This window comes from Scytonema millei VB511283 (assembly GCF_000817735.3).
In the GTDB taxonomy this organism is placed as follows: domain Bacteria; phylum Cyanobacteriota; class Cyanobacteriia; order Cyanobacteriales; family Chroococcidiopsidaceae; genus Chroococcidiopsis; species Chroococcidiopsis millei_B.
This window is the reverse complement of sequence record NZ_JTJC03000002.1, coordinates 790,452-814,462: the sequence shown is the minus strand read 5'-3', so window position 1 is coordinate 814,462 and position 24,011 is coordinate 790,452. Positions and strand designations below refer to the sequence as shown.

The following is a 24,011-nucleotide window of genomic DNA, read 5'->3' as shown; positions in this document are numbered from 1 at the left end:
AGAATCACCTCATTGATTAGTGGTCGAGCGAGTCATTTTGACCAGTAGAGACGTTACGTGTAATGTCTTTACAGCCATTGCAGATCGTTTAATATGCAATTAATTGAATATGTTAATATGATATGCACTTTTTTGCATAAGTCAAGTAAAGAAATATTATGGCTTTAGCACACGCGATCCTGGCATGTCTGCTCGATCGTTCTCTCAGCGGATACGATCTAGCGCAACAATTTGATGGCTCGGTTGGATATTTCTGGGCAGCCAGCCACCAGCAGATTTATCGAGAATTATCCAAATTAGAACAACAAGGCTGGATTGCATCCGAAACCGTACTTCAGACAGGAAAACCAGACAAGAAGCTCTATCGGATCACAGAACTAGGCAAGCAACATTTGAAGGCTTGGATGACCGAACCTGCCGATCCTTCACCGATTAAGGACGATTTATTAGTCAAAATTTTTGCAGGCGATCTCGCTCCCCAAGCGATCGCGATCGAGTTGAAGCGTCATCAAAAAGCGCATCAGGAAAAGCTAGCAGTCTACAAAGCTATAGAGCAAAAGTACTTTACCAATCCGCAAACACTATCCGAAGCCGAAAAGTTTCAATACCTCACCCTCTTGAATGGGATTAGTTACGAAACTCACTGGCTGTCTTGGATTGACACAGCAATGCAATTACTTAAATAGCAGGGGACAATTCGCAATTCGCACTCTTACGCCTACTACACTACCCCTAGTCTTCGCCAAGGCGTTTCCCCTACAGGAAAGCAAGCTACACGAACGCAATTTGCAATTTACAAACCTCCTGCTACTCACCACTGATAACTGTCAACTACCAACTACTATTCTTCCCTGATAACTGATAACTGACAACTGTAAGGGCGGGTTTGGAACGAAGATTATGGCTAAAGCCCGTGAAGCTGCTTGCTAAACCCGCCCCTACGACAACTGATAACTGATAACTGATAACTGATAACTGATAACTGATAACTGATAACTGATAACTGTTCTCTGCTAGAATAACTAGGTTGTGTATCCGAACCTACGTCCTTGATCGAGCAGAGCCAGTCCATTAATGTATCCGATGTCGATACCCTTGCCCAAGAGTTGGCAACGATTCAGCAAACGGGCGCAAAACGAATTGCTTTACTGGGGTCGCGTCACGTCCCCCTGACTCATCAGCACTTGATCGAAATGATGAGCTACGCTCTGGTTCTGTCGGGCAATCGGATTATAACTTCCGGTGCGACGGGGACGAACTCAGCTGCTATTCGCGGTGCGATGCGTGCCGATGCGAATATGTTGACGGTAATTCTGCCACAAAGTTTAGACCGTCAACCCCTGGAATCGCGCCAGCAATTAGAAAAGGTGATGCATTTAGTAGAAAACGCCAAAAACGACCAAATGTCTTTGGCAGAAGCGAGTGCTGTATGCAACCAAGAGATCGTTTCTCGTTGCCAACAGTTAATCTGCTTTGCCTTCCACGATAGCCGCACGCTTTTGCAAACTTGCCAAGAGGCAGAAGATCAAAGGAAGATCGTGACGCTGTTCTACCTTGACTGATCGAGATGAACTCACAACTCCCTACTTCAGCAATTTTTCTCGTCTGTATTGCAATAGCAGCAGTACTGGTTTATTTACCGTTTCTACTTGTCGGTTACGGGCGGGTGCAAGCTGGCTACGATATGGCAGCTCCTCGCGCTATGTTTGACAAGCTACCACCCTACGCACAACGAGCAGCATGGGCGCACCAAAATTCATTTGAGAATTTCACCATTTTTGCGCCAGGTGCATTGATGGCATATGTTACGGGAGTTAATTCTACCTTGGCTGTGGGAGCGGCGATCGCTTTTGTAGTAGTGCGATTGTTTTACTCGATATTCTACATAGCGAATATCCCCTTAGCGCGATCGCTGATGTTTGCGATCGGCAGTCTTTGCTCTGGTATCTTGTTTATTACCAGCATTTTACAAGTTATCGGTGAATAGTACGTAGTGAGTAGTGAGTAGTAACTTACGACTTACGACTTACGACTTACGACTTCTTACTCTAGCCCCTCATTGCTTATGGCTTCTACTTTTTCCTTCGATATTGTCAGCGACTTCGATCGCCAAGAACTAGTTAATGCTGTCGATCAGACTAGCCGCGACATCAAAAGCCGTTACGATCTTAAAGATACTCAAACGACAATAGAGTTAGGTGAAGATACGATTACTGTCAACACCGATAGCGAATTTACACTCGAATCCGTTCATACTATACTGCGCGAAAAAGCCGCAAAGCGCCAATTATCGCAGAAAATTTTCGATTTCGGCAAAGTGGAATCTGCTAGCGGGAATCGCGTTCGGCAAGAAATTAAGCTCAAGAAGGGCATCAGTCAAGAAATTAGCAAACAAATTTCTAAATTGATCCGTGACGAGTTTAAAAAAGTGCAAGCTTCAATTCAAGGTGATGCTGTAAGGGTATCGGCGAAATCTAAAGATGACTTGCAAGCTGTAATGGGACGCTTGAAGCAAGAAGATTATCCCGTGGCTTTACAGTTTACCAATTATCGATAAAAGTCAAAAGTCAAAAGTCAAAAGTCAAAAGTTAAACTTGGTTTGCGTCGGTGCGATTTTAAGGAATCAGTTCTTCTCTCGGCGACAATCAAGGTGAACTTTTTTTAAAAAATGCCTGAATGTATGTTCATATGTTATCTTGATGAGAGAGGTGAATAGGATTAAGACTATGACGACAGTAACTTCAATGAAATGTGCTTGTGACAATTGCTTGTGCGTTGTTTCCCTAGAGGACGCGATTCAAAAAGATGGCAAGGCTTACTGTAGTGAAGCCTGTGCTAGCGGTCATCCCGATGGTAGCAGTGGCTGCGGTCACACTGGTTGCGGTTGCGGCTGATCTGATTTGAGATTTTGAAAATTGGATGTTGAACTTTATCAGCTTTCCATATCTGTAGCAATCCTAAATAATTTGTAAATCTGGGATATTGCTTGTTAACGGTAAACGCTGCGCTACACTCCGTGAAGACGGTTAACTGTCAACTGTCAACCACCATAACGATAATTTTACAACTCAAATAGGATTGCTAGAGTAGCTTCCATTACTGTGTTAAAAGAGAGTAGGAAATGAAAGTTTTCTACTCTTAATTAATTTGGGAGGCTATTTTGCTAGGACCAGATCCAAAAAATAAGCATCCGATGGAAGGGTTTCCACAGATTTGTTTTATAAAAAATACTGTTTCTAACCCCAATATTATTATTGGTGACTATACTTATTACGACGATCCTGAAGACTCAGAAAACTTCGATCGCAACGTTCTGTATCACTATCCTTTTAGCACTGACAAACTAATTATTGGCAAGTTTTGTGCCTTAGCTAAAGGTATAAAATTTATTATGAATAGCGCCAATCACAAAATGTCTGGGTTTTCAACTTATCCATTTCAAATTTTTAATAATGGATGGGAAAAGGTAATGCCACAAATACATGAATTCCCCTACAAAGGCGATACTGTAATTGGTAATGATGTTTGGATTGGTTACGAATCCGTCATTATGCCAGGGATTAAAATTGGTGATGGAGCAATTATTGCTGCGAAATCTGTAGTTGTTAGTGACGTAAAGCCTTACACCATTGTAGGAGGTAATCCAGCCAAAATTATCAAGCAGCGTTTCCCTAGTGACATTGTAGACGCATTACTAGAAATTTCTTGGTGGAACTGGGATATTGAGAAAATCTCGCGCAATCTTGAGAAAATTGTAGCTGCCGATCTCGATGCTTTGAGAAGTTGTTAATAAGTTTTTAGTAAATAGATTTTATGTTGTGTTTCCTTTTACTAATTACTAAAATAAGGGTAGAATCACCTGAAAACAACTACCAACGTTCACCTGGCTTTTAACGGCTATTTCCCCGCCGTGCTGCTTCACAATTGCTTGAGCAATTGCCAAACCTAATCCCAAACCCTTTTGCTGTTGTTGCGCTTGTTCGGAGCGCCAAAACCACTGAAATATTGAAGCATGATGCTCTGGTGGAATACCAATGCCTGTATCTTCCACTGAAACGATCGCTTTGCGTTTAGACTTGCGTACTGCGAGAGAAATACTACCTCCTTTTTCCGTATAAGCGATCGCGTTCTCCAGTAAATTTGAAAATAAACGACTCAAATGAATTGGATCTCCGCGTACAGATAAACCAGGGAGCAATTGAGCTTGAAAAGCAATACCTTGGGACGTAGCACGGGCATCGAACTGTTCTAATAGAGGTAAAAGCAGTTCTTCTAAGCGAATATTTACTGTCTCTAACTCAGTTGGTAAAACTGCTACCTCGCTCCGAGTCAAAATCAGTAAATCTTCCACTAAATGCTCTAGTTCGTCAGTAGCGCTAGCAACGATAGTTAGTTTTTGCCGATCGAGTGGTATGGCTGATTCTGCTTCTCCTGCTAGCAGTGCGATCGCGAGGGTAATTCGCGTCAACGGGTGGCGGAGATGGTGAGAGATATTTGTAACAGTCTGTTTGAGCTGTCGAAAGCTTTGTTGTAGCGGCTGGGAGTTCCATTGACTGAGGTGGATGCCACTGATACTAAAGATAAATAAAATAGCGATTCCCTGACAGCCAAGCCATAGTCGCAGCCGAGTCAAAATCAATTCTAATGGCTGCGTAGATTCGCTTACCCGAATATATCCTTCTAGATGTAGCGTTTTTAGCTTCGGATCGCTGACATAGACAGCAATGGTGGCAATCCGTAATTCTCCCTGCTGTTGGAAAATAGGCGCGATGGGTTGCCAGCGAGAATGGAAGACATTTCGGGAGAGTGGAAGAGAAGGAAAGCGATTTCCTTGACTCAAAAGTAATTTACCATCAGCGTCGAACCATTCCCAATTTTGGGTTTTAGCAGCAAAAAGTTTGCGCCAAGGAAACTCATGTAGGTTTTGCCGATTTTGAGATTTCACTATCTCAAAACTCGGAATTGCAGCTTGTGCCAAAGTATAGAGGCGATCGTCCGATTGTTTTTTCAGAGAATTACCAATTGAGTTGTACGTCGTCAGGGAAAACCCTCCTAAGATAGCTGCCGTTGCTGCTAGGTAAGCAAATAATATACGTTTATAGGAATATTTGAACTTTGTTTGAGGAACCATACCTAAAGATAGAAGCCATAGGCTTCAAGAAAGGATGCGGCAGTTATCCGTGACTAGTGAGTAGTGACTGGTGACTAGAAAAGAGTTTAGCTACTAGCCACTAGCCACTAGTCACTAACCAATGACCAATTAAGCTGTTTCTGGTTGAAAGAAGGCTGTAGGATGAATGAGAAGATCGGCAGTAGAGTGTTTTTCTACCATTGCTTTACAGATCGTGCAGCGATCTAAGTCTGGGCGAGAGGGCAGTTCGTACATAATATCTAACATTAGCTCTTCTACAATTCCTCTCAAGGCTCTTGCACCAGTTTTACGCCGATATGCTTCTTGAGCGATCGCGCGGACAGCATCTAATTCAAACTCAAGTTGAACGTTATCCATTTGTAGTAGCTGTTGGTACTGTTTCAAAAGCGCGTTTTGCGGCTCGGTTAAAATCGCTATCAGTCCTTCTTCACCTAAAGGTTCCAGCACTGTAATGACTGGTAAACGTCCGATTAGTTCTGGAATCAGACCGAATTTTACTAAATCTTCCGGCTCCAGATGGTTTAATAAATAATCTGTTTGCTTTGTTGTAGATCTTTCTTGCGATCGCCCGAACCCCATAGATTTTTTTCCCATCCGTTGCTCGACTTGTTTCTCCACCCCAACAAAAGCGCCACCGCAGATAAACAGAATATTTTTTGTATCAATTTGGATGCTGTCTTGATAAGGATGTTTGCGTCCTCCTTGTGGTGGTACGTTAGCGATCGTACCTTCTAATATTTTTAACAGTGCTTGCTGCACTCCTTCGCCCGATACATCGCGAGTAATAGAGGGGTTTTCACTTTTGCGGGCAATTTTATCAATTTCATCAATGTAAATAATTCCTTGTTGTGCTGTTTCTGCATCCATTTCTGCCGCTTGCAACAATCGCAGTAAGATATTTTCTACATCATCTCCGACGTAACCCGCCTCGGTAAAAGTTGTTGCATCCACGACAGCAAACGGTACGTCTATAACATGCGCTAGAGTTTGAGCTAGGAGTGTTTTACCGCTTCCCGTTGGTCCAACCAAAAGAATATTTGACTTTTGCAATGCCACATCATTGCGATTGCTGGACAAACGCTTATAGTGATTGTAAACTGCTACTGAAAGAACTTTCTTCGCCTGTTCCTGACCGATAACATGGTTGTCCAAATACTGTTTTATTTCCCTTGGTTTGGGGATGTGGTAGTTGTTAGAATTAGTCGTAGTTTTTGGGGTACTAGGTTGAGGTGGAGAAGTATCCAATACTTCCTGACACTGTTCGATGCATTCACTACAAATGTTAACGCCCGCACCAGAAATCAACTTATCGACTTGAGTATGAGGTTTGCCGCAAAACGAACATCTTAATAATGAAGTGTAGTCAGGCATATTTACTTTTTCCTTGGGGCTAAAATGTATTAACTGAAATGTTTTAACTAGGAATTTGTCTTTCCATTATCGATAAAAATCCGCACAGACTTATCGAAAGAATCTCAACTAGCCAATGCATTGATTCAGGGGCGATCGCAAATCCCCAAATGAGTAGAATTGAGCCAGCTAAGCAAATAGCAAGTCGATGAATTTCCTCAGTTGTTTTGCAACCAATCCAAGTAAAACCGAAGCTCATAGTCCAAAAAATTAAATATGCGATCTGCATAGATTAGACCTACCTAAAAAAATGAAATACAGGGAATAAGTCAAAAGTCAAAAGTCAAAAGTCAAAAGTCAAAAATTGTAGGGGCGGGTTCACCAGAAATACTGGTTAAAGTCAAAGACAATTGGTAAACCCGCCCGTACAGGTATCAAAAGTCAAAAGTCAAAAGTCAAAAGTCAAAATTATTCCTGACTCCTATTCACTGACAACTGATAACTGGTCACTGGTCACTGACTAGGCAATATGCTGCAAAGTCGTTTGTTCTTCTACGTTCTGCTCGAAAATATTCTTGAGGGCTTGCAAAAACTCAAGTTCTATATACGGTTTGGTGAAGTAGGCGCTAGCACCCAATTGAGTTGCTAAACGGCGATGTTTGTCGTTACTGCGTGATGTCAGCATAGCCACGGGAATTTTGGCAAATTGCGGCTCTTGTCGCCACTGACAGAGAAATTCAAAGCCGTTCATATTCGGCATTTCAATATCGCAAAGTACTAATTGTACCGTGGGAGATTGCTGTAATTTTTCTAGTGCTTCTAATCCATCCCGTGCTGATAAAACCCGATAGCCAGCCTTTTGCAACGATAGTGTCAGTGTTTGGCGCATCGTAGTTGAGTCGTCTACAACTAAAATTGTATGACTTTCGGTTTTATGAACAATTGCTGTTCGATCGCGCCACAAAATATTGATGTTTTGTTCTTTATCTTTTGATTGATTTTCAGTTGCTTGAACTGTACTTTGTTGCCGTTCTATGACATATTCTAAAAGGCTGGATCCATTAATTACAGGAACTAAACTACCGTTTCCTAGTAGAGTGCAGCCATAGGTATAATTGGGAGGCGAAACGAGCGATCCAAAAGGTTTAATTGCTAGTTCTTGTTCTGCCAACAAGCAATCGACTTCTAGCGCCAATAATTCGCCCTCCCAACGTAGTAGAAGCATTGGCAACTCCTTTTCTTCCATCGTAGTTGTAATTAGAGATTGGCTATTAGCAACGTCTAACTTAGCAACTTCTAACATTGGACGGTTGTATTCTAAAAGGTCTGCCAACCGATGGATCGGTATGATGTGTTCTCTCCAGCGCAATAGCTGCTGAGTCCCCGTGCGGTTGATGCGATCGCTTGGCGTAGTGACGATATTTTCAATGCTGTCAGATGGCAATGCTACAGTAGTTTTCCCCGTAGAGCAAACAACCAAATTCGCGATCGTCAACGTGAGAGGCAAGCGTAAAGTAAAAGTCGTACCCTCACCAGGGAAGGAACTGACGCTTACAGAACCGCGCAGCGATCGCAGTTGGGAACGGACAACATCCAAACCCATGCCACGACCGGAAAGTTCGCTAACGTGGTGAGTGGTAGAAAATCCTGGCTCGAAGATAAATTCTAGTAACTGCTCTTTAGAAGCACTGGCTGCTTCGATTGGCGATAACCAACCCAACTCTACAATCCGGCTGCGAATTTGCCCCAGGTTTAGACCCCGACCGTCATCTCTAACTTCAATAATTGTTTGATTGCCTTTGTAATAAGCACAAATTAGAATTTCTCCGTTTTCCGGCTTACCTTGCTGTCGGCGGATCTCAGGCGATTCAATGCCATGAGCAAAGGCATTGCGGAGTAAATGTAACAGCGGGTCGTAGAGCTTTTCCAAAATTGCCTTTTCTACCTGTACCTCTGTCCCTCTCAGCTTCAAATTGACAGGCTTGGAATAGGTATGAGACATATCCCGCAGCATCCGAGAGAAACGCTTGAGAACTTCACCCAAAGGGAGCATTCGCGCTCGCATTAATTCATCTTGGAGTTGGGAGAAAACTTGTTGTTTCCGCTCTAATATTTGGCTCGATTGCTCGGCAAATAAAGCAATATCCTCTACAGCCTCTTCCAATTGGACAATTTCTTCTAGAATTCTTTGTAATAGAGGGTGAACCGCTCCATAGCGATCCATTTCTAGAGGATCGAAGTCAGTTGTAAGTGGTAGTTGGTAGTTGGTAGTTGGTAGTTGGTTCTCCCCTGCTCCTCTGCTCCTCTGCTCCCTGCTCCCTGCTCCCTCGTCAGCCTCAGTTCTCCTCTCTAGCTGACCGATCAGTTCTTGAAAGTAAGCAAAACGGCGGAGCAACTCTTGAGCTGAGTTTTGGGTTTGCTCGGTTTGCAGCGCAATGGAGTTGCGATTGACGACTAATTCACCCAATAACTTGTGCATCCGCTCTAATCGGCTTAGTTCTACCCGCGTAGAAACGGCAGTTGCTATTTGTGGTTCCTCAGTGTAAGAATTGATACTTCCTACTTTAGGGCGATCGCCCTCTATGTTGCTTTGAGAAATTTCAGTCGAGTGGGATAAGGACTGAATCGGCGATAAATTTGCCGCAGGGGAGATAGTTAGGGAATGAGCTTCTGATTCGATCGCGTCATTGGAATCATTTTCAGTTTCAGTGACGAAAACGATCCCAGGGTCGATCGCCACTGCTTCTATTGGTACTGTCTCGTCGCCAAATAACAGCTCGTCTAGTAAAGGCGAGAATTGTGGTTCTGGGCTAGGAGCCAAATCGACACTCTTTTCTGTTAAGGCACAAAGGGCAGCAGACGGATTTCCTCCAGTCGTGCGATCGCCTGCTAGTACGGCGGTTCTGCTATTGTGAAAATCAGCTAAGGCGACTTGAATAATTTCTCTGGCGCGCTTGGGATAGGTGTCTAGTGCAGTTAAGGCTGTTTGGGCGATCGCCCCGAATCCTGGCAGATTTAATAGCTCGGCAAATCCAGCAAAGACTTCCGCCTGCGCTCGTAATTCTCCAGCTACCTCGAAATCTTGAGGGTTGGCGACCACAGCCGCCAATCGTTCCAGTCCTTGCACGACATCTGTTTCAAAGATTGATGCTACCAGATCGACCCCGAGTTCTGAGGACATGGGTATGTAGCGATCGATCTGAGCTAAAGCATCTCCCAAACGTTCTTCTATTTGATTAAATATGGGTTCGGCTACTGCTAATGTTGCCACGCAGTCAATGCTGCCGATAGTAATTTGTTGCAGTAGGGGGACGCGCAGACAATCGTAAGCTTGCAGTAATAAACCTTCTAACTCTGAATCTACTGCTACGGAGCGGTTATACAAAGCCCGAAAAACATCTTCTAAACGGTGGGCAATAATTTTAATTGGCTCTAAATCCAAGCAAGCTGCACCACCTTTAAGAGAGTGAGCTGCACGCATCAGATCGTGAATGCGTTCGTTCGTGCGCTCTTGCTTCAGACTGAGCAAGCCTGCTTCGATCTCCTGTAACAGCTCTGGCACTTCTTCAATAAACAGACGGTAAGCTTGGTCGCGAATGTCGGGAGTAATTAGCATGACTGGGAAAAAAGTCGTAAGTCGTAAGTCGTAAGTCGTAAGTCAGAAACCTTTTGCCTTTCTCGCTGATAACTGACAACTGATAACTGATAACTGATTCATTCCACTTTGAATTGTCCGACGCTAGCTTGGAGCGATCGCGCTACGGTTGATAATTGTTGGAAGGAAGCGGAGACTTCGGTTGCAGTTAGGGATGTAGTTTCGGCGATCGCGGCGACTGTGGCAATGGTTGTCGTGGCTGCTTCTGAGTCTTGAGATTGCTCGATCGCAGCTTGGGCAATTGCTCCTACGAGTTGATGAATGCGATCGCTAGCGGTGGTAATGTGGTTTAAACTCTGGCGGGTATCGTTGACGAGTTGAGTCCCAACCGCTACCTGTTCCGTGCCGATTGCCATTGCTGTAGCAACTTCATTGGTTTCCCGTTGAATTCCCGAGACGAGCTTTTCAATTTCTGCCGTTGCTTTGGCTGATTGTCGGGCTAGCGATCGCACTTCATCGGCAACAGCCGCAAAGCCGCGTCCTTCTTCTCCAGCTCGCGCTGCTTCAATGGAAGCATTCATGGCGAGCAAGCTAGTCCGCTCGGCAAAGTGAGCGATCAAATTTACCACTTTATAAATCTTTTGCGATGACTCTCCCAAACATTTGATCTTCTTGACGGTTTCGGCAACGGTTCCCCGAATTGTCAGCATTCCATCCACGGCTCGATCCATCGCCATGTCGCCAGATGCGACGATCTCCATCGCTTGGCGCACGTCTACCTCTGCGCGTTTGGCGTTATCGGCAACAGTATGGGCAGAATCAGCCATCGCTTGAATCCGTTCCAAAGCAGTGACAATTTCTGTTGATTGCTGCCAAGCTCCTTGCGAGAGGGCTTGAATTAACGGCTCGTTACTGTTAATTGCTGCATCGACTCGATCGGCGGCTATTTGTGCCTGTACGGCAATTTCTTGCAAGCTTTCGACTGTAGAATTATAGGAGTCAGCGATCGTACCGATTTCATCTTCTGTGACTCTGGCACGGATCGTCAGGTCGCCCTGACTAATTGGATCGACTTCAATCAGCAAATCCAACGCTCGTCTTTGCAACTGTTCTTTGGCATTTTTCTGTTGTTCTAAGAGATCGGCACGCTCTAGCGCTAGTCCTATTTGAGTCGCAATCTGGGCAAAGAAATCAACCTCTACTTTCTGCCAGTGACGCGGAACGTTACACTGATGGACGACAAGTAAACCCACACAGCGATCGCCGAGCAAAATTGGTGCGGCTAGACTGGATTTGACGGCAAGTGCTGTCAGTCGTTGCCAGTACTCATCGCTCGTATCTGCCGATCGTATATGAGAAATTACCTCGACTTGTCCTTTTTGGTACTGTGCGTATTGCTCTAAGGCATAGTTTTCGATATTTTTACCCAGTATGCGAGTTATACCCGCGCTGGCTGCTTCGACAACGACGTTACCATTGCGATCGCCATCAAACCAGTAGACAATCGCGCGGTCGGTTAGCAAAGCGCTGCGGGTCTCGGCTACAGCAGTGTTGAGAATAGCTGGGCAGTCGATAACGCTACCAATCTTCACGGTAATATCTTTGAGCAATTGCGATCGCCGAGCTTCTGCTGCTTTGAGCTGCACGAGTTCCTCTAACTGCTTCGCCATGCTGTTGATGCTAGTTTCTAAAACAGCTATTTCAGCCGTGCCACGAACTGCCAAGCGAGTCTCTAACTTGCCTAAACCAATTTGAGCTACAGCCCTAGCAGCATTTAGAATTGGGCGAGTCGCTCGCTTAGCTAAGACTGCGGCGATCGCGGCGATCGATAGGGCGGCTACTCCAGTTCCCAACCAGAGAACTCGGCGTAGTTCTAGTAAAGGTGCAAAGGCGCGATCGACCGGACGAGAAACCACCAATCCCCAACCTGGTTCTGGCAGTCCATCCAATTTCCCGATCGGCGTGAAGCTCATCAGTGCATTCTCACCATCGTTTTTGTCCCACGCGACTTGAGTTGAAATTAACTTGTCTTCATGTTTGGGTCGATCTGTAGAGGCAAGGGCTAAAACCTTGGCACGCAACTGCGGCAGATCGCGAAAATCTTCTCCCATGTAATGTCCAACTAGCCCAATTTCATCAGCCGCAAACACATTTCCGTCAGCGCCGATCAGCTTGTATTCCCATCCTTGTGCTTCGATATACTCAAAGGTTTCATTCAGATGAGTCAACGGCATCCGCAAGCGAACAACTCCTACGAGCTTATTTGTTTCTATATCTTTAATTGGAGCTGCAACTTCTAAACTAATTTTGCCGGAGGTAGGCGCAACTTTAGGATTGTTCACTGCGGGAGTTCCAGTCGCGATCGCCCGTCGAAAATATTCGCGATCGCTATAGTTTTCCGTACGCTTAAACGGCTGTGTTGACTTAGATTGAAAGATTAAATTTCCTTTGAGGTCGAACGCGACGATACTGTCATATCTACCGCTACGTGCCTCAACAAAGCTATCTAACAGCGCAACTTTCTGCCCTTCAGTCGCCACTGCCCTCAGCTTAGAATTTGCCAATATGGGAGAATTACTAATTGTCTCTGCATCATCGATGATTTGCTGCGTTGCCATGCCAATGCCGCGCCGAACATCAAGCGTGCGGTTTTCCTGCTCGGCAATAATTTGCTGCTCTAGAGAATTATTGGCTATGGTATAGGCAACGCCGCCAACAGTTGCCACTGGAATAGCACCGATCGCGATCGCCAAAATTGTGGCTTTATGTTGCAAACTCAAACCTTTCCAGAAACGCAGACCCCTAGATAGTGAAGATTGCCAAGGTACGTTTTTCTGTATTGATGGCGATTGGCTCGGCATTGCAGTTGAATCCGGCGCTACTGCCGAAACTCGCTCCCACTGAGGCGAGATGCGATCGCGATCGGGGTTTGGCGGATCGAACTTGAGAGTTGACTGCGACATGAAATTTACCTCATGGCTGTAGAGAAGAGAGCTGGGGAGAATTCAAAATTCAAAATTCAAAATTCAAAACTATTAACCATCAACTATCAACCACCAACTACCAACCACCAACTACCGCGTTCCTAATTCCCACTGACAACTGTTAACTGTTAACTGACAACTGATAACTGACAGCAGCCGCGATCGCTTTGACCGATAAAATTGCTGTCATTTCGCTATCGCCGCTTAACTTATATCCGCGCACGAAGGGAGCGAAAGGAGTGGAAACAGCAGTAAATGGCGGCGGTTGGATTGTGTCTGGATTGCACCATTCGATGTCGTCAATTTGCTCTATGACTAAACCGATTGTTTGGGTTTCTGCTGTCGGTGCGGGTAGGCGATCGCAGAGGTTAGCTTGCAAGACAACTGCTGTATAAGTTGGAACGTTGCTGGTTTGGTAGCGATCGCCAGCAGTCAGTCCGACTAATTCAGCTAAATCGACCATCCAGAGAATTTCACCCCGCCAGTTGTAAACTCCCATAACCCAACTTGGCATGTGCGGGATCGGGACGATCTGTTCCGCAGATAGCTTCAAGATTTCTAGCAACTGAGTCACGGGAAGCAAGGCTGCTGTGTCTGGTTCGAGGTAAAAGCGGAGAAATTGCTCGTCAGCATCGGTGAAAGTTACTCTTTCTGGTGATGCCTCCTGGGAGTCTAACTTTGGTGACTTGGATACCATAATTGTCTCGCCTCACACGTTAGGTTCAAACCATGAGAGTTGTTTCACCGTGTGAAACTAATAGCAGTTGCTTCACAGTGCGAATAAATTCCTCTGGCGCTACAGGCTTTGGTAAGTAAGCGTCTGCTCCTTGCTTTAAACCCCAGAATTTATCCATGTCAGTCCCTTTTCTCGAACAGAGGATAACGGGGGTGTTTTTGGTGGATGGGTTAGCTTTTAAAGCACGGCAGAGTTCAAATCCACTCCGACCTGGCAAGACAACATCTAAAATAATGATGTCAGGCTTGCAGTCACTCATTTTTTCCAGGGCTTCTTCCCCACTCTTAGCAGCCAAGACGCTGATCCCGCCTTGTTGCAAATAGCTGGCGATCGCTTCCCGCTCGGTCAAACAATCTTCTACAACGAGGGCAATATCCATAGAATTCACCAAAGATTGGCAATTAGCGATTAGCGGTTAGCGATTCGCAACGAGCGACTAGCGATTAGTAACTGCTCTGTGCTTCCTGCTCCCTGCTCCCTGTCCCTAAACTCAGCAACAGTTTTTCATTCCCTGGCTACATGCTTGCGCCAGATAAGTTAAACTCTTCATTCGCAACAACACCAACTGCTCGTAGAAAGGATTGAGCTTACATAAGGGTGGAACGTGCAGCAGACTGCGATCGAAAAATCGAATGTCTCGCTCGAAGGGACAACTTGCTGGAATCACACGACAGACAAATCGAGCTGTTTTCGGGCGACGAATTTCAATAGATTCCAGTCTTTGTTGAGTTGGCTGTATTAAACTTTGCCAAATTTTGTTAGTGTTTGCTCTGGTATTCATGGAAAACCTCACAGAAGCATTTTTTGGTTGTTGGTTAACGGTTGACAGTTGACAGTTGACAGTTGACGGTTAACTACTCGTGCGCTCCCTGATAACTGATAACTGATAACTGTTCATGCACTATGTTTGAGATGTTTGTGAATTGCGCCTAGAACTCGATCGGGATCGATGGGTTTGCCCAGAAAATCTGAGGAACCGACAATTTTAGCTCTGACGCGATCGATAATGCCGTCGTTGCCAGTGAGGATGACAATTGGCGTGTGCTGGAAGCAAGAAAGCTGACGCAGACGGCTGCAAAGTTCGTATCCGTTAATATTTGGCATCATCAAATCGAGAAAGATTAGATCTGGTTTGATGGCTAGCAAAACTCCGATCGCCCGCAGTGCATCATTTACGCCAACAAATCGATAGTTAGCTGTTGTCATCACTTTTTCCATGATGTGGCATACCCAAGAACTGTCATCTACACAAGCAATCAACGGTGCTTGAGTCTCATGAGGTGTAGGTGATGAGAGAACCGGAGCGGCAAGATCGGGAATATTAATCAACTCCACAAATCCTGACTGAATATATGGCAGGAGAGAACGCAGTGCCGAGTTGACATCTCGCTGCATCTGAGTGGCAATATCCCGTAGTGTATGTTGTCCGTCTAGTAGTTGGCTCAAGGCTTGATAAGCTGGAGCAGAGATGCCGTGTTGCAATTCTGCCGATTGTTTAATAACTGGAGCGCTGTTGGGAGAATAATTGAGTCTGTTTGCTTGCCAAGCTTGCCACAATCGTTCGACTTCGGCGATCGCTTGAGCGGCATCGATCGCAACTACGGGAGTCAGCTTGCTGCTACTCGGCTTGAGTTCGTAGGCAACCTGTACTGCTTGAGTCACATCAAACAAAACTTCAATAATGACCGACCATGCAATTCTTGCCATTTGTTCTGGAGTTATCTGCTGCCGTTCGAGCCATGAAGTCAATAACTGATACTGCCAACAGACGCTAGAACCTTCAATCGAAGTTGTGGCTAATTGATTCTCCCACGATTCGTTTGATAGCAAGCGATCGCTCGCTATTTGAGGTAAGTGTGTGGCGAGATTCCGTCTCCATCGCCTGACTGGATGTTCTCCACCAGTCGCGTAGATAATCAAACCTCGGTGAACGTGCAGAATCCATTTTCTACCGCAGGAGTTTGTCAGAATCAGTTGCCCGTTAAACCGCAACTGCTTCAAGGTTTCAAACAATTCAACCTGCTTTGAGGGGGTAAAATCTCGAATGAATGGGGCATCACTTCTTCGAGTTAGCAGGGCATCAACTGATTTTTCAAGAATGCTGTTATTCATTGCCTGTTCCTGCAATCTGTTTTTCTTAACTCTTGGGATTTGTTGACTACCCTGCGTTGAGGATACATTTAAGACATTCAATTTCTGCCGTTAGCACCTTGGTGTATAAAATAAACCACAAAAGGTGACAAAGCCGGGACAAATGTAACAGTTATCAGTTATCAGTTATCAGTGACCAGTTGTCAGTTATCAGCGATCGGTTAACCGTCAACTGTCAACCGTCAACCGTCTTCACGTAGCTTGCTTCCCCGAAGGGGTAGTGTAGCGAAGCGTTTACCGTCAACCGTCAACCGTCAACCGTCTTCACGGAGTGTAGTGCAGCGTTTACCGTCAACCAACTACCAACCACCATCGCTGCTGACTTACGACTTACGCCTTCTTCTTACGGGTCTTGCTTGAGGCGATAACCTACACCGTAAGCGGTTTCAATCGGATCTCCTGGCGAACCTGCTAATTTGAGCTTTTGACGCAAACGTTTGACTAAAGCTTTGACTGCATCTTCATCCGGTGGTTCGTCGAAAGACCAAAGATTTTCTAAAATTGCACTACGACTGAGAACCTTAGAGCCACTTCGCATGAAGAGTTCTAGTAAGCGATACTCTTTTGGAGTCAGTCTGAGAGGACAACCCTTATAAGTCACTTCCCGCGTGTTTACATCCAAAGATAAATTGCCACATTTCATTGCTGGCGGTAGGGACGAACCACCTCGGCGTAATAAAGCGCGGATACGTGCCGATAATTCTTGCAGTTTGTATGGTTTAATCACGTAGTCATCTGCACCCGCATCAAGTCCATTGACGCGATCTTCGGTTGCATCTCTGGCTGTTAACATTAAGACTGGCATTTGGTAGCCTTGAGTCCGCAGCTGGCGACAAAGGCTAATGCCATCCATTTTAGGCAGCATGACATCAATCAGAACTAAGTCGTAATCAAAAGACTTGACAAAATCCCAACCAGCGTGACCATCAGCGGCAACATCAACGACGTAATGTTGGTTGCTGAGTGCTTCTGCAAGTAACTGATTGATGAGTTTATCGTCTTCGACTAGTAACAATCTCATGATGGTATGTCATTCCAAAAACAGGTTAGCAAGGGTGAACCTACTTCTCAGAAGGTTGTTAGATGGCGATCGCTCGAACTAATTCTTTGCTCAGACTAATTCTCGGACTAGTTCATGGTACAGGTAATTGCTGCGACCAGAGGTAATGAAAACTGAACTTAATTGTCAAAAACTTACACTGAAAGACAAAATGTTAGATATCGGCACGATTCAAGCAGTTTTTCGGGGTAAATCGAGAACGTTACCACTAGCAGGGCGCAGCACGCGGGCGCAGGGGGCAAATTGGATGATATGTTCGAGGTTACGAACAATTGTGGCGCAGATTGCATCTAAGGGCAAGTCATTGGCATCGCGACCGAAAGGTTCTTCAATTTCTGCCCCTACTTCATTGATACCTAAGTAGAGAAAACTCATAAAGGCAAGGATCGGTGCTGTCCACCACTTGATACCACCAACTAGCTGAAAAGGTAAAAGCAGGAAATAAATCCACAGCAAAGCATTGAGAGTAACGGTATATACCAAGGGAACGGGGGTTTTTAGAATGCGTTCGCAGCCACCTAAGATGTCTACCATATCATCTAATAGTTCGTGCAAGGATGTCAGCTGAAAAATGTTTAGGCGTTGGCGCTCGAATTGATGTTGCAAATAATCTCCAATCCAATAAGCAATTTCTAAGGGAGCGTGATTGACATTTTGCAGTTGATGATATTGCAACGGTGGCATCATCGGCTCCAATTCTGAATTCATTGGTTCTCGCCGTAGATGGATTTTCATCGCCACAGCAAAGGCAGCAACTAGATAGACAGCAGCACTTTTTTCGTCTCGCTCCTGCGGTTCTCGTTGTTCAATTGTAATCGAAATTCCTCGCGCTAAGTTGCGCGTAGTATTTACCATTGAACCCCATAGTTTGCGTCCTTCCCAAAAGCGTTCGTGAGCTGTGTTGGTGCGAAACACCAGTAGTAGGCTGAGAATGACGTTAAAACTAATAACGACATTTTGAATGATTTTACTGTCACCAAAGAAAGCAGGCAGCTTTCCATAATGATCCAGTACAGAAATTAGTAAGCCGTAGCTTCCACACGCGATCGCCCAAGGCAGAATTCCATGAATGATAGAGAATAAAAGTCGCTGAGTAACTTGCAACCAGTGTAATTGTTCTCCGGTATAAATTTGGAACTTTTCGCGAAACGATCGCGATGCGACTAATTTACGGTGATATGACTGCGATCGCTTGCCGGAAACAGAAACTTTTGGCGATCGATTTTGGCGACTGCGAGCTTTTTTACTGATGGGAAAAATCATCAACTCAACCTCATTCTACGAGCATTTTCTAGCAGCAATGACACAAATTTAATCGTTCATCTCTTTCAAAGTCGCTACCGTTGATGGTGACATCCGGCTGAGGGAACGGAAAACCCAATACTTAAAAATTGTGGCGAGAATGACCGGAACTGTGGCGATAAATAGAAAGATTACACCGCGATTTGCTGCAATTCCTAAATGACTAGATAGCCCTTCTAACAAAACTTCCCAACCATGAGGAGAGTGAAACCCGACAAAGATATCGGTAATCAGAATAATTGAAAAAGCCTTAGCACTATCACTCAAGCCAGTCACAATATTATCCATGAATGACTTGAGCATCATAATATCTTTACGTCGCCATAGTAACACTAAAGCAAAAGATAAAACAGCGATGATATCAGCAAAAACATTACTAACAGCGTTATTGCTACGATGACGAAATTCCTGAGAAATTTCAGTTGCTTTATCTTTGACTTTCTCTTCAATTGCTTCTGAAGTTAGGGCAGGTGCTGCACCCATCAAACGTTCTAGCTTGAGTTCTTCTTCAAAGGTTTGCAGTTCTTTGAGCGCCTCTTCTTTCATTTCAGAGTTTAAGAAGACTGGCGTAACTGCTTCGTCTCGCACGCGATCGACAATTGGTTGCACCAAATAAAGTTTGGACACTTGCTGAGTTATTAAAGGAATCAAAATCAACAATGCCAGTAACCTAATGGCAACGACAGTCTTTTTTTGCGATCGCCGAAATGATTTGACAACTTCTGCTTCTGCATTTGGGTCAAGCTCGTTCTTGATTTTATTAATTGTGCGCTCAAGAGAACGCGGTAGAACTCCAGCTTTGACTTGCGGTTCGGCATTTTCTGGAGCTGAATTTCTAGAATTCTTGCGGTGAAGTTGCCTCGCTCTTGTTTTTTCTGGGGCGATCGCTTGTTTCACCTCAATGACTTGAATTGGTGGAGTGGGTAGCTGAGATGAACTATTGGTTGGTAGATTAGTTGAAAAGGGTACTAACGCCGCCGATGATTGAGGTTCGAGAGTGTATTTCGTCAGAGTTCCTTCGGTAAAAAAGAGTCGCATCAGGTGGTCTTGTCCCAAATTTCCCTGCGTAGAACTGCTCGTATTAAACTCCTTCATTTGCTGTTTGAGTATACTTAAATGCTTCTCAAACTCAGATTGCACGCTAGTAGGAATTTGAGCATCGTTAGCGGTTGATACAGTTACTTTACCACCATGAAAATATCGGTCTTCAATCGATTTTATGCTCAGCGCGGCTTGATAAGCTTGTTCTAGCGATCGCTCTGGCGTACCAAAGATTTTTCCTTTGAGTTGAGAAAGGGGGTCTGTGGATTTGTTGAAGAAGGTAGAAGTCATGCTGCAACTGGGGTATTTGGAGTGCATTTTGGACTAAATTCTGCGTGAGGCGATCGCTGTTACCTGAAACTTTTTTATAGGCGATCGACCACTGCTTTTGGATGCCAATGAGTACGGCTGGGATGGGAACTCGTGTAATAAATGTGACCGTGGGGCAAACGATGTCTTGGTTGCGTAGTAATGTCATCAGTATGCTACTCGTCAAGGATCGTAACTGTTCGGGACAGTGCATACTCATCCCTCAGTCCTCCTCTCCATACTTGCAGGGTAACTAGGCAACAAGTTTCAACAAAGGGTGTTTGTTCTTTTGACAGAAGTTGTTTTGACAGGAATTAATTTGACGGTAGCTATTTTGATAGCGGTGACTCTGAGTCACAGCAGGTAAATTCTCGACATCCGACTGGTTAGTAATTATTGCTCCAGCAGGAATATGTTTTTGATTGGGAATGCCAACAGCCATAGACAGTGGTTGACGCGATGCTGTTTGACCGTTGGTGGTAACTAATTTCAGTTTGGGTGTCATGGTGAATTTCTCTGGGTAGTAATGGGTAGTTGGTAGTTGGTAGTTGCGTGGCGCGTGGTGTATCAATTCCGAATTCCGAATTCCGAATTCCGAATTTTTAATTATGCTGCTTTCAATTGCTCGTCAGTACCAATGCCTTGATAACCAGTGGCTAGCTGCGTGTTGACGTGAACCACAGCTTGATTGAGGAATCTGAGGGGATATTCGTTGGTAATTAAAGGTAAATCGTCAGCAGCTTCTTGTGTCGTAATCAGAGAACCTGCGGGGACGTATCTGCCATCGGCGATATTAACTCCCATGACTAAAGCTTTGGGTTCGATAACGCAGTTATTGCCGACTGTGGCTCGAAATACTAAAGATTGCATTCCGACAAAAGTATCAGTACCAATGCTGGCTGGACCGTGGACTTGACATTGATGCGCCAGAGAAACGCGATCGCTGATGTATACTCCATAGAAGTTACCTTCAACTTCTACTACAGCCTCTTGCACCATTTCGCCATTAACGTGAGTTTCTAAAGCATGAAGCACTACGCAATCTTGTACGTTGACATCATCTCCTACCCAGATTGGTTGTCCTTCATCGCCTCGTACTGATGCTGCGGGAGCTACCATGACTCGCTTGCCGAGATAAACGTTACCAATTACCGCAGCTAAGGGATGAATGTAAGCGCTAAAGTCAATTTTTGGCGAACTTTGCTCTTGATTGAAGGATGCCAGCACATTAGCGTGAACGTTAGCAGACTGCTGGATGCGATCGCTTTTGATAGAGAAGATGTTGCTCATGGGATTACCTCTTTCGTGGTTTGACTTAGGAATTTGCTTATGCATGTCATAAGTTAAACCAATAAATGTAATAAACCTGGAATAAAAAAGTGACAAAGTTGAGACAAAGTTGAGAATCGGTGAAATAGCGCTCTATCTCGCCAAGCAGAGAATCTCGCTAGTTGAGTTCTTCTCGTCCTGTATACTTTACAGACACGACATTTGAACCAAGGCAAGTACCTCAGCGTTCTGACATCTCACCTTCTCGTTTACGCCATAGTTCATTTGAAGAACTATCAATGACCTTAGTAAGTCGTAAGTCGTAAGTCGTAAGTCGTAAGTTACTCACCAATGACCAATGACCAGTTATTAGGGAGTAGGGAGTAGGGAGTAGGGAGTAGGGAAGAACTTACAAATGACCAATGACCAATGACCAATATGAAGCCTTGCTCTCAAAACATGAGAGTTTTCTCATGCAATCTTCATGTTAAGTTCACGATTGTAATTTAAGATTGAAGTCGCTACTTTATTACTTTTTTTGCACTATTCTCATGTACGATTCGAGTTGAACTGAAGCGTATCGCATCTCATTTTTCAGAAACTTGAGAGCGATATTCAATTGAGTTGAGAGCAGTGTAAATATTCAATGTTTCAATCATTACGCTGGTTATTTTTACTAACTTATTTATTAGTAATGTCTGCTATATTTGGCGCGTCTAGTACAGCTATTTATATCTTTTTTAGCCGTAGTCTAGAACAACAATTAAACGATCGCTTAGAAATTTTGGCTGAAGCTGCTATTCCTAGTTTGCGAATTATCAAAAGTCGAGGAATTCAAAGATTAGATGATGAACTTCCTTGGCAAGAGTTATTTCGCCACAATCAAAGCCTCGAATGGTTTAATCCTAAAGGTAAGCTCTTAGCAAAAGAGGGAAAATTTTTTGCTAATTCGTCATTGTCGCAAGCCTTAGCTGATGGTTTACAAGAGGGGTTTCCAATCCTACAGCAACAAGGACAAGTTCGGACTTTTTCTATTGCTGTTTATACCGAAGATCGAGATAAAACTACCTTACGCTTAGAAGGATATATTCGCGCTAGCGAGTCTACTCAAGATTTGCTGTGGAAGTTAGAGCAACTACGCTCAGGTCTGATTGTGGGAGGAGTCACAGTATTACTATTAAGTAGCATTAGCGGGATTGGTTTAACTTGGCTCACTCTTCAACCAATGCAACGTAACTTAAGGCGATTAAAACACTTTACCGGAGATGTAGCGCACGAACTACGCAATCCCCTAACCGCGATTGGTACTACAGTAGATTTATTACGTAATAGTCCAGAAGAGTTAAGTCCGGCTCAGGTGAGAAAGTTAGCAATTATCGATCGCGCCAACGAGCAAATCATTCATTTAGTAGAAGATTTACTATTTCTATCCAGAGCTAATATTGATAGCGATCGCCTCGATCGCGATTTTAACTTTGCATCAATTCCTTTAGAAGAGTTACTGCAAGATTTAGTTGAGCGCTTTGAACCACAAGCTCAAAACAAGCAAATTCAGTTCACCCCGCATTTACGTACTGGTATAGTCGTGAAAGGCGACAGCCATAAACTCAGCCGCCTATTTTCTAACCTTCTAGATAACGCTCTCAAATACACCACAGAAGGGGGAAGAGTAGCGCTATTTTTGGAACGAGAGCAACGATTTGCCGTGATTCGGATCGAAGATACGGGAATTGGTATTCCACCGGATTCGCTACCACTCATTTTCCAGCGCTTTTGGCGAGCCGATACTGCTAAATCTGAAAAAGATGGCTTAGGCTTAGGGCTAGCGATCGCTCAAGCGATCGTCCAACAGCATAAAGGTGAAATAAAAGTTAGCAGTAGATTAGGTGCTGGTAGCAGCTTTCGCGTATTGCTACCGCTAGATGCTCAGGCGTAAATGGCATAAAAAATGTAGAGGCGTTACATGTAACGCCTCTACATTTAGATGATGAATTACATTTTGACTTTTAACTTTTAACTTTTGACTTTCCTAATAGCCGCCTTCTTCTTCGTATTCTGGCTGCTTGATTTTCTTGGGAATATTCAAAGGCTGCGGTTCCTCATCTTCTCCCCAAGCATCGCCATCGAGATCGTCATCTAAATCTTTCGGTGCTGTGTATGACTTCGGTTCAAACGGCTGGGGTTCGGGGTAACGGGGTGGAGGCGCAGGCGTATAGCGATCGCTTCCCGACGCTTCACTCCAGTTTTCCTCTTCCTCTAAATCGCGATCGTATCTGTTGGGTTCGTACTGCTGGCGGCGTAATGGCTGCTGTTCGATCCGAGGCTGGACTGTTTCATACTCGTATTCATCCTCGTCCCAAGCTTCCTGTACCGCAGGTTGAGTTGTCCGTAGAGGTTGGGCTTTTGGTGCTTGCAACGGTACGCCACTTCCCAGCTGGTTTTCCGGTCGCACTGCTGTGGGAGTATAGTACTCGTCTTCTTCTTTCTCCCAAGGTGCTTTACCAATACCAAGCCGTTCTAGCACTCCAACACTCAAACGATTAATTCTTTCTTCAGCGCCTTCAAATACAATTAGCCGATTGGGTCCACTGCTGACAACTTCTTCAATTGGCAATTCATAAGTACTAATTACCTGGTCGGGGATCTGGGGTAAACCCAACGAAGCGATAATTAAAGAATGGATTTTGCCTGTTTGAGCGTTAAATGTAAAGCCACGCACTCGCCCCAAGGGTTGACCTGTTTCTGTAATGACTTCACAATTAACTAAGTTGCTGTAAATTTCTACATCGATATCTTCGATCGCGTCTTCGTTCTCCACCAAAATTACATCGCCGATTTTGCTGATGCTGCTCAGGTACATATAACGCGGTACGCTAGCAAAGGCGATCAGGTTGTCTCGCAAACCAAGAGCTACAACCTCCCTGCGATCGATATCTACCCATAGTTGGCTGACAACCCCTAATACTTTGGCGTTGTCATCCGCGATCACCTTTGTGTTTAAGATGTCGGAGCGTTTAATAGTGTTTTCAGAGGTCATTGCTTTGCGGAGTCCCGATCTCGAA

Annotated in this window: 24 protein-coding genes; 8 read left to right on the top strand and 16 right to left on the bottom strand. The window is 44.6% G+C overall.

All coding sequences use genetic code 11. The features are described from left to right. The first annotated feature begins 158 nt into the window (after positions 1 to 158). From QH73_RS11425 to QH73_RS11400, 6 genes are all read left to right on the top strand, one after another. Positions 159 to 686, top strand: a complete 528-nt coding sequence (locus tag QH73_RS11425) for a PadR family transcriptional regulator (RefSeq protein WP_039716332.1) — start codon at positions 159 to 161, stop codon at positions 684 to 686. A 366-nt stretch (positions 687 to 1,052) separates the two neighbouring features. After that, positions 1,053 to 1,562, top strand: a complete 510-nt coding sequence (locus tag QH73_RS11420; RefSeq protein ID WP_039717630.1) for a DNA-processing protein DprA — start codon at positions 1,053 to 1,055, stop codon at positions 1,560 to 1,562. Between the two features lie 5 nt (positions 1,563 to 1,567). Then, complete coding sequence (locus QH73_RS11415; protein WP_039716333.1) at positions 1,568 to 1,987, top strand: MAPEG family protein; 420 nt, start codon at positions 1,568 to 1,570, stop codon at positions 1,985 to 1,987. Between the two features lie 78 nt (positions 1,988 to 2,065). Beyond that, entirely contained in the window at positions 2,066 to 2,557 is a 492-nt protein-coding gene (locus QH73_RS11410; RefSeq protein WP_039716334.1) for a YajQ family cyclic di-GMP-binding protein, read from the top strand. Between the two features lie 169 nt (positions 2,558 to 2,726). After that, entirely contained in the window at positions 2,727 to 2,894 is a 168-nt protein-coding gene (locus QH73_RS11405) for a metallothionein (RefSeq protein ID WP_071925448.1), read from the top strand. A 263-nt stretch (positions 2,895 to 3,157) separates the two neighbouring features. After that, on the top strand, positions 3,158 to 3,790 hold the full coding sequence (locus QH73_RS11400) for a Vat family streptogramin A O-acetyltransferase (RefSeq protein WP_374189021.1): 633 nt from the start codon (positions 3,158 to 3,160) through the stop codon (positions 3,788 to 3,790). Between the two features lie 48 nt (positions 3,791 to 3,838). On the opposite strand, the gene QH73_RS11395 is transcribed toward QH73_RS11400, so the two are convergent. The 9 genes from QH73_RS11395 to QH73_RS11355 all read right to left on the bottom strand — a co-directional run bounded on the left by QH73_RS11395 (position 3,839) and on the right by QH73_RS11355 (position 15,929). After that, a complete protein-coding gene (locus QH73_RS11395; RefSeq protein ID WP_052290142.1) occupies positions 3,839 to 5,131 on the bottom strand; it encodes a sensor histidine kinase in 1,293 nt (430 codons plus the stop codon). Positions 5,132 to 5,260: 129 nt separating this feature from the next. Next, positions 5,261 to 6,523, bottom strand: a complete 1,263-nt coding sequence (clpX, locus tag QH73_RS11390) for an ATP-dependent protease ATP-binding subunit ClpX (RefSeq protein ID WP_039716336.1) — start codon at positions 6,521 to 6,523, stop codon at positions 5,261 to 5,263. A gap of 43 nt (positions 6,524 to 6,566) precedes the next feature. After that, positions 6,567 to 6,791, bottom strand: a complete 225-nt coding sequence (locus QH73_RS11385) for a hypothetical protein (protein WP_132866926.1) — start codon at positions 6,789 to 6,791, stop codon at positions 6,567 to 6,569. A gap of 231 nt (positions 6,792 to 7,022) precedes the next feature. Continuing rightward, entirely contained in the window at positions 7,023 to 10,118 is a 3,096-nt protein-coding gene (locus QH73_RS28750) for a hybrid sensor histidine kinase/response regulator (protein ID WP_039716337.1), read from the bottom strand. Between the two features lie 98 nt (positions 10,119 to 10,216). After that, the gene (locus QH73_RS11375) at positions 10,217 to 13,060 is read right to left on the bottom strand and encodes a methyl-accepting chemotaxis protein (protein WP_052290143.1); all 2,844 of its coding nucleotides are present in this window, start codon (positions 13,058 to 13,060) and stop codon (positions 10,217 to 10,219) included. Positions 13,061 to 13,202: 142 nt separating this feature from the next. Continuing rightward, complete coding sequence (locus QH73_RS11370) at positions 13,203 to 13,778, bottom strand: chemotaxis protein CheW (RefSeq protein WP_039716338.1); 576 nt, start codon at positions 13,776 to 13,778, stop codon at positions 13,203 to 13,205. A 25-nt stretch (positions 13,779 to 13,803) separates the two neighbouring features. Continuing rightward, a complete protein-coding gene (locus QH73_RS11365; RefSeq protein ID WP_015156147.1) occupies positions 13,804 to 14,196 on the bottom strand; it encodes a response regulator transcription factor in 393 nt (130 codons plus the stop codon). 111 nt (positions 14,197 to 14,307) lie between these two features. Continuing rightward, positions 14,308 to 14,598, bottom strand: coding sequence for a Mo-dependent nitrogenase C-terminal domain-containing protein (locus QH73_RS11360; protein WP_132866925.1), 291 nt, complete (start codon positions 14,596 to 14,598; stop codon positions 14,308 to 14,310). 113 nt (positions 14,599 to 14,711) lie between these two features. Beyond that, positions 14,712 to 15,929: a response regulator gene (locus QH73_RS11355; RefSeq protein WP_201278075.1), complete on the bottom strand. Its 1,218-nt coding sequence runs from the start codon at positions 15,927 to 15,929 to the stop codon at positions 14,712 to 14,714. A gap of 240 nt (positions 15,930 to 16,169) precedes the next feature. Between QH73_RS11355 and QH73_RS11350 the strand changes: the two genes are divergently transcribed. Further along, complete coding sequence (locus QH73_RS11350; protein WP_165587664.1) at positions 16,170 to 16,328, top strand: hypothetical protein; 159 nt, start codon at positions 16,170 to 16,172, stop codon at positions 16,326 to 16,328. Here the strand turns inward: QH73_RS11350 and QH73_RS11345 are convergent. The 6 genes from QH73_RS11345 to QH73_RS11325 all read right to left on the bottom strand — a co-directional run bounded on the left by QH73_RS11345 (position 16,312) and on the right by QH73_RS11325 (position 20,970). After that, positions 16,312 to 16,989: a response regulator transcription factor gene (locus tag QH73_RS11345; RefSeq protein WP_039716339.1), complete on the bottom strand. Its 678-nt coding sequence runs from the start codon at positions 16,987 to 16,989 to the stop codon at positions 16,312 to 16,314. The two genes, QH73_RS11350 and QH73_RS11345, sit on opposite strands and share 17 nt — an antisense overlap. Before the next feature lie 210 nt (positions 16,990 to 17,199). Then, the gene (locus tag QH73_RS11340; RefSeq protein ID WP_039716340.1) at positions 17,200 to 18,291 is read right to left on the bottom strand and encodes a bestrophin family protein; all 1,092 of its coding nucleotides are present in this window, start codon (positions 18,289 to 18,291) and stop codon (positions 17,200 to 17,202) included. 48 nt (positions 18,292 to 18,339) lie between these two features. Next, on the bottom strand, positions 18,340 to 19,605 hold the full coding sequence (locus tag QH73_RS11335; RefSeq protein WP_309476476.1) for a proton extrusion protein PcxA: 1,266 nt from the start codon (positions 19,603 to 19,605) through the stop codon (positions 18,340 to 18,342). After that, positions 19,538 to 19,900 (bottom strand): hypothetical protein, encoded by a 363-nt coding sequence (locus QH73_RS29155; RefSeq protein WP_309476472.1) that lies wholly within the window; start codon positions 19,898 to 19,900, stop codon positions 19,538 to 19,540. The genes QH73_RS11335 and QH73_RS29155 overlap by 68 nt, the downstream gene beginning before the upstream one ends. Positions 19,901 to 19,933: 33 nt before the next feature. Further along, complete coding sequence (locus tag QH73_RS11330; protein ID WP_039716342.1) at positions 19,934 to 20,185, bottom strand: LbetaH domain-containing protein; 252 nt, start codon at positions 20,183 to 20,185, stop codon at positions 19,934 to 19,936. Between the two features lie 101 nt (positions 20,186 to 20,286). Then, positions 20,287 to 20,970 (bottom strand): LbetaH domain-containing protein, encoded by a 684-nt coding sequence (locus tag QH73_RS11325; protein WP_039716343.1) that lies wholly within the window; start codon positions 20,968 to 20,970, stop codon positions 20,287 to 20,289. Positions 20,971 to 21,595: 625 nt separating this feature from the next. Here QH73_RS11325 and QH73_RS11320 point away from each other — a divergent pair. After that, the gene (locus QH73_RS11320) at positions 21,596 to 22,885 is read left to right on the top strand and encodes a sensor histidine kinase (protein ID WP_052290144.1); all 1,290 of its coding nucleotides are present in this window, start codon (positions 21,596 to 21,598) and stop codon (positions 22,883 to 22,885) included. A gap of 93 nt (positions 22,886 to 22,978) precedes the next feature. On the opposite strand, the gene QH73_RS11315 is transcribed toward QH73_RS11320, so the two are convergent. Further along, positions 22,979 to 23,986, bottom strand: a complete 1,008-nt coding sequence (locus QH73_RS11315; protein ID WP_039716344.1) for a PRC-barrel domain-containing protein — start codon at positions 23,984 to 23,986, stop codon at positions 22,979 to 22,981. Positions 23,987 to 24,011: the final 25 nt, after the last annotated feature.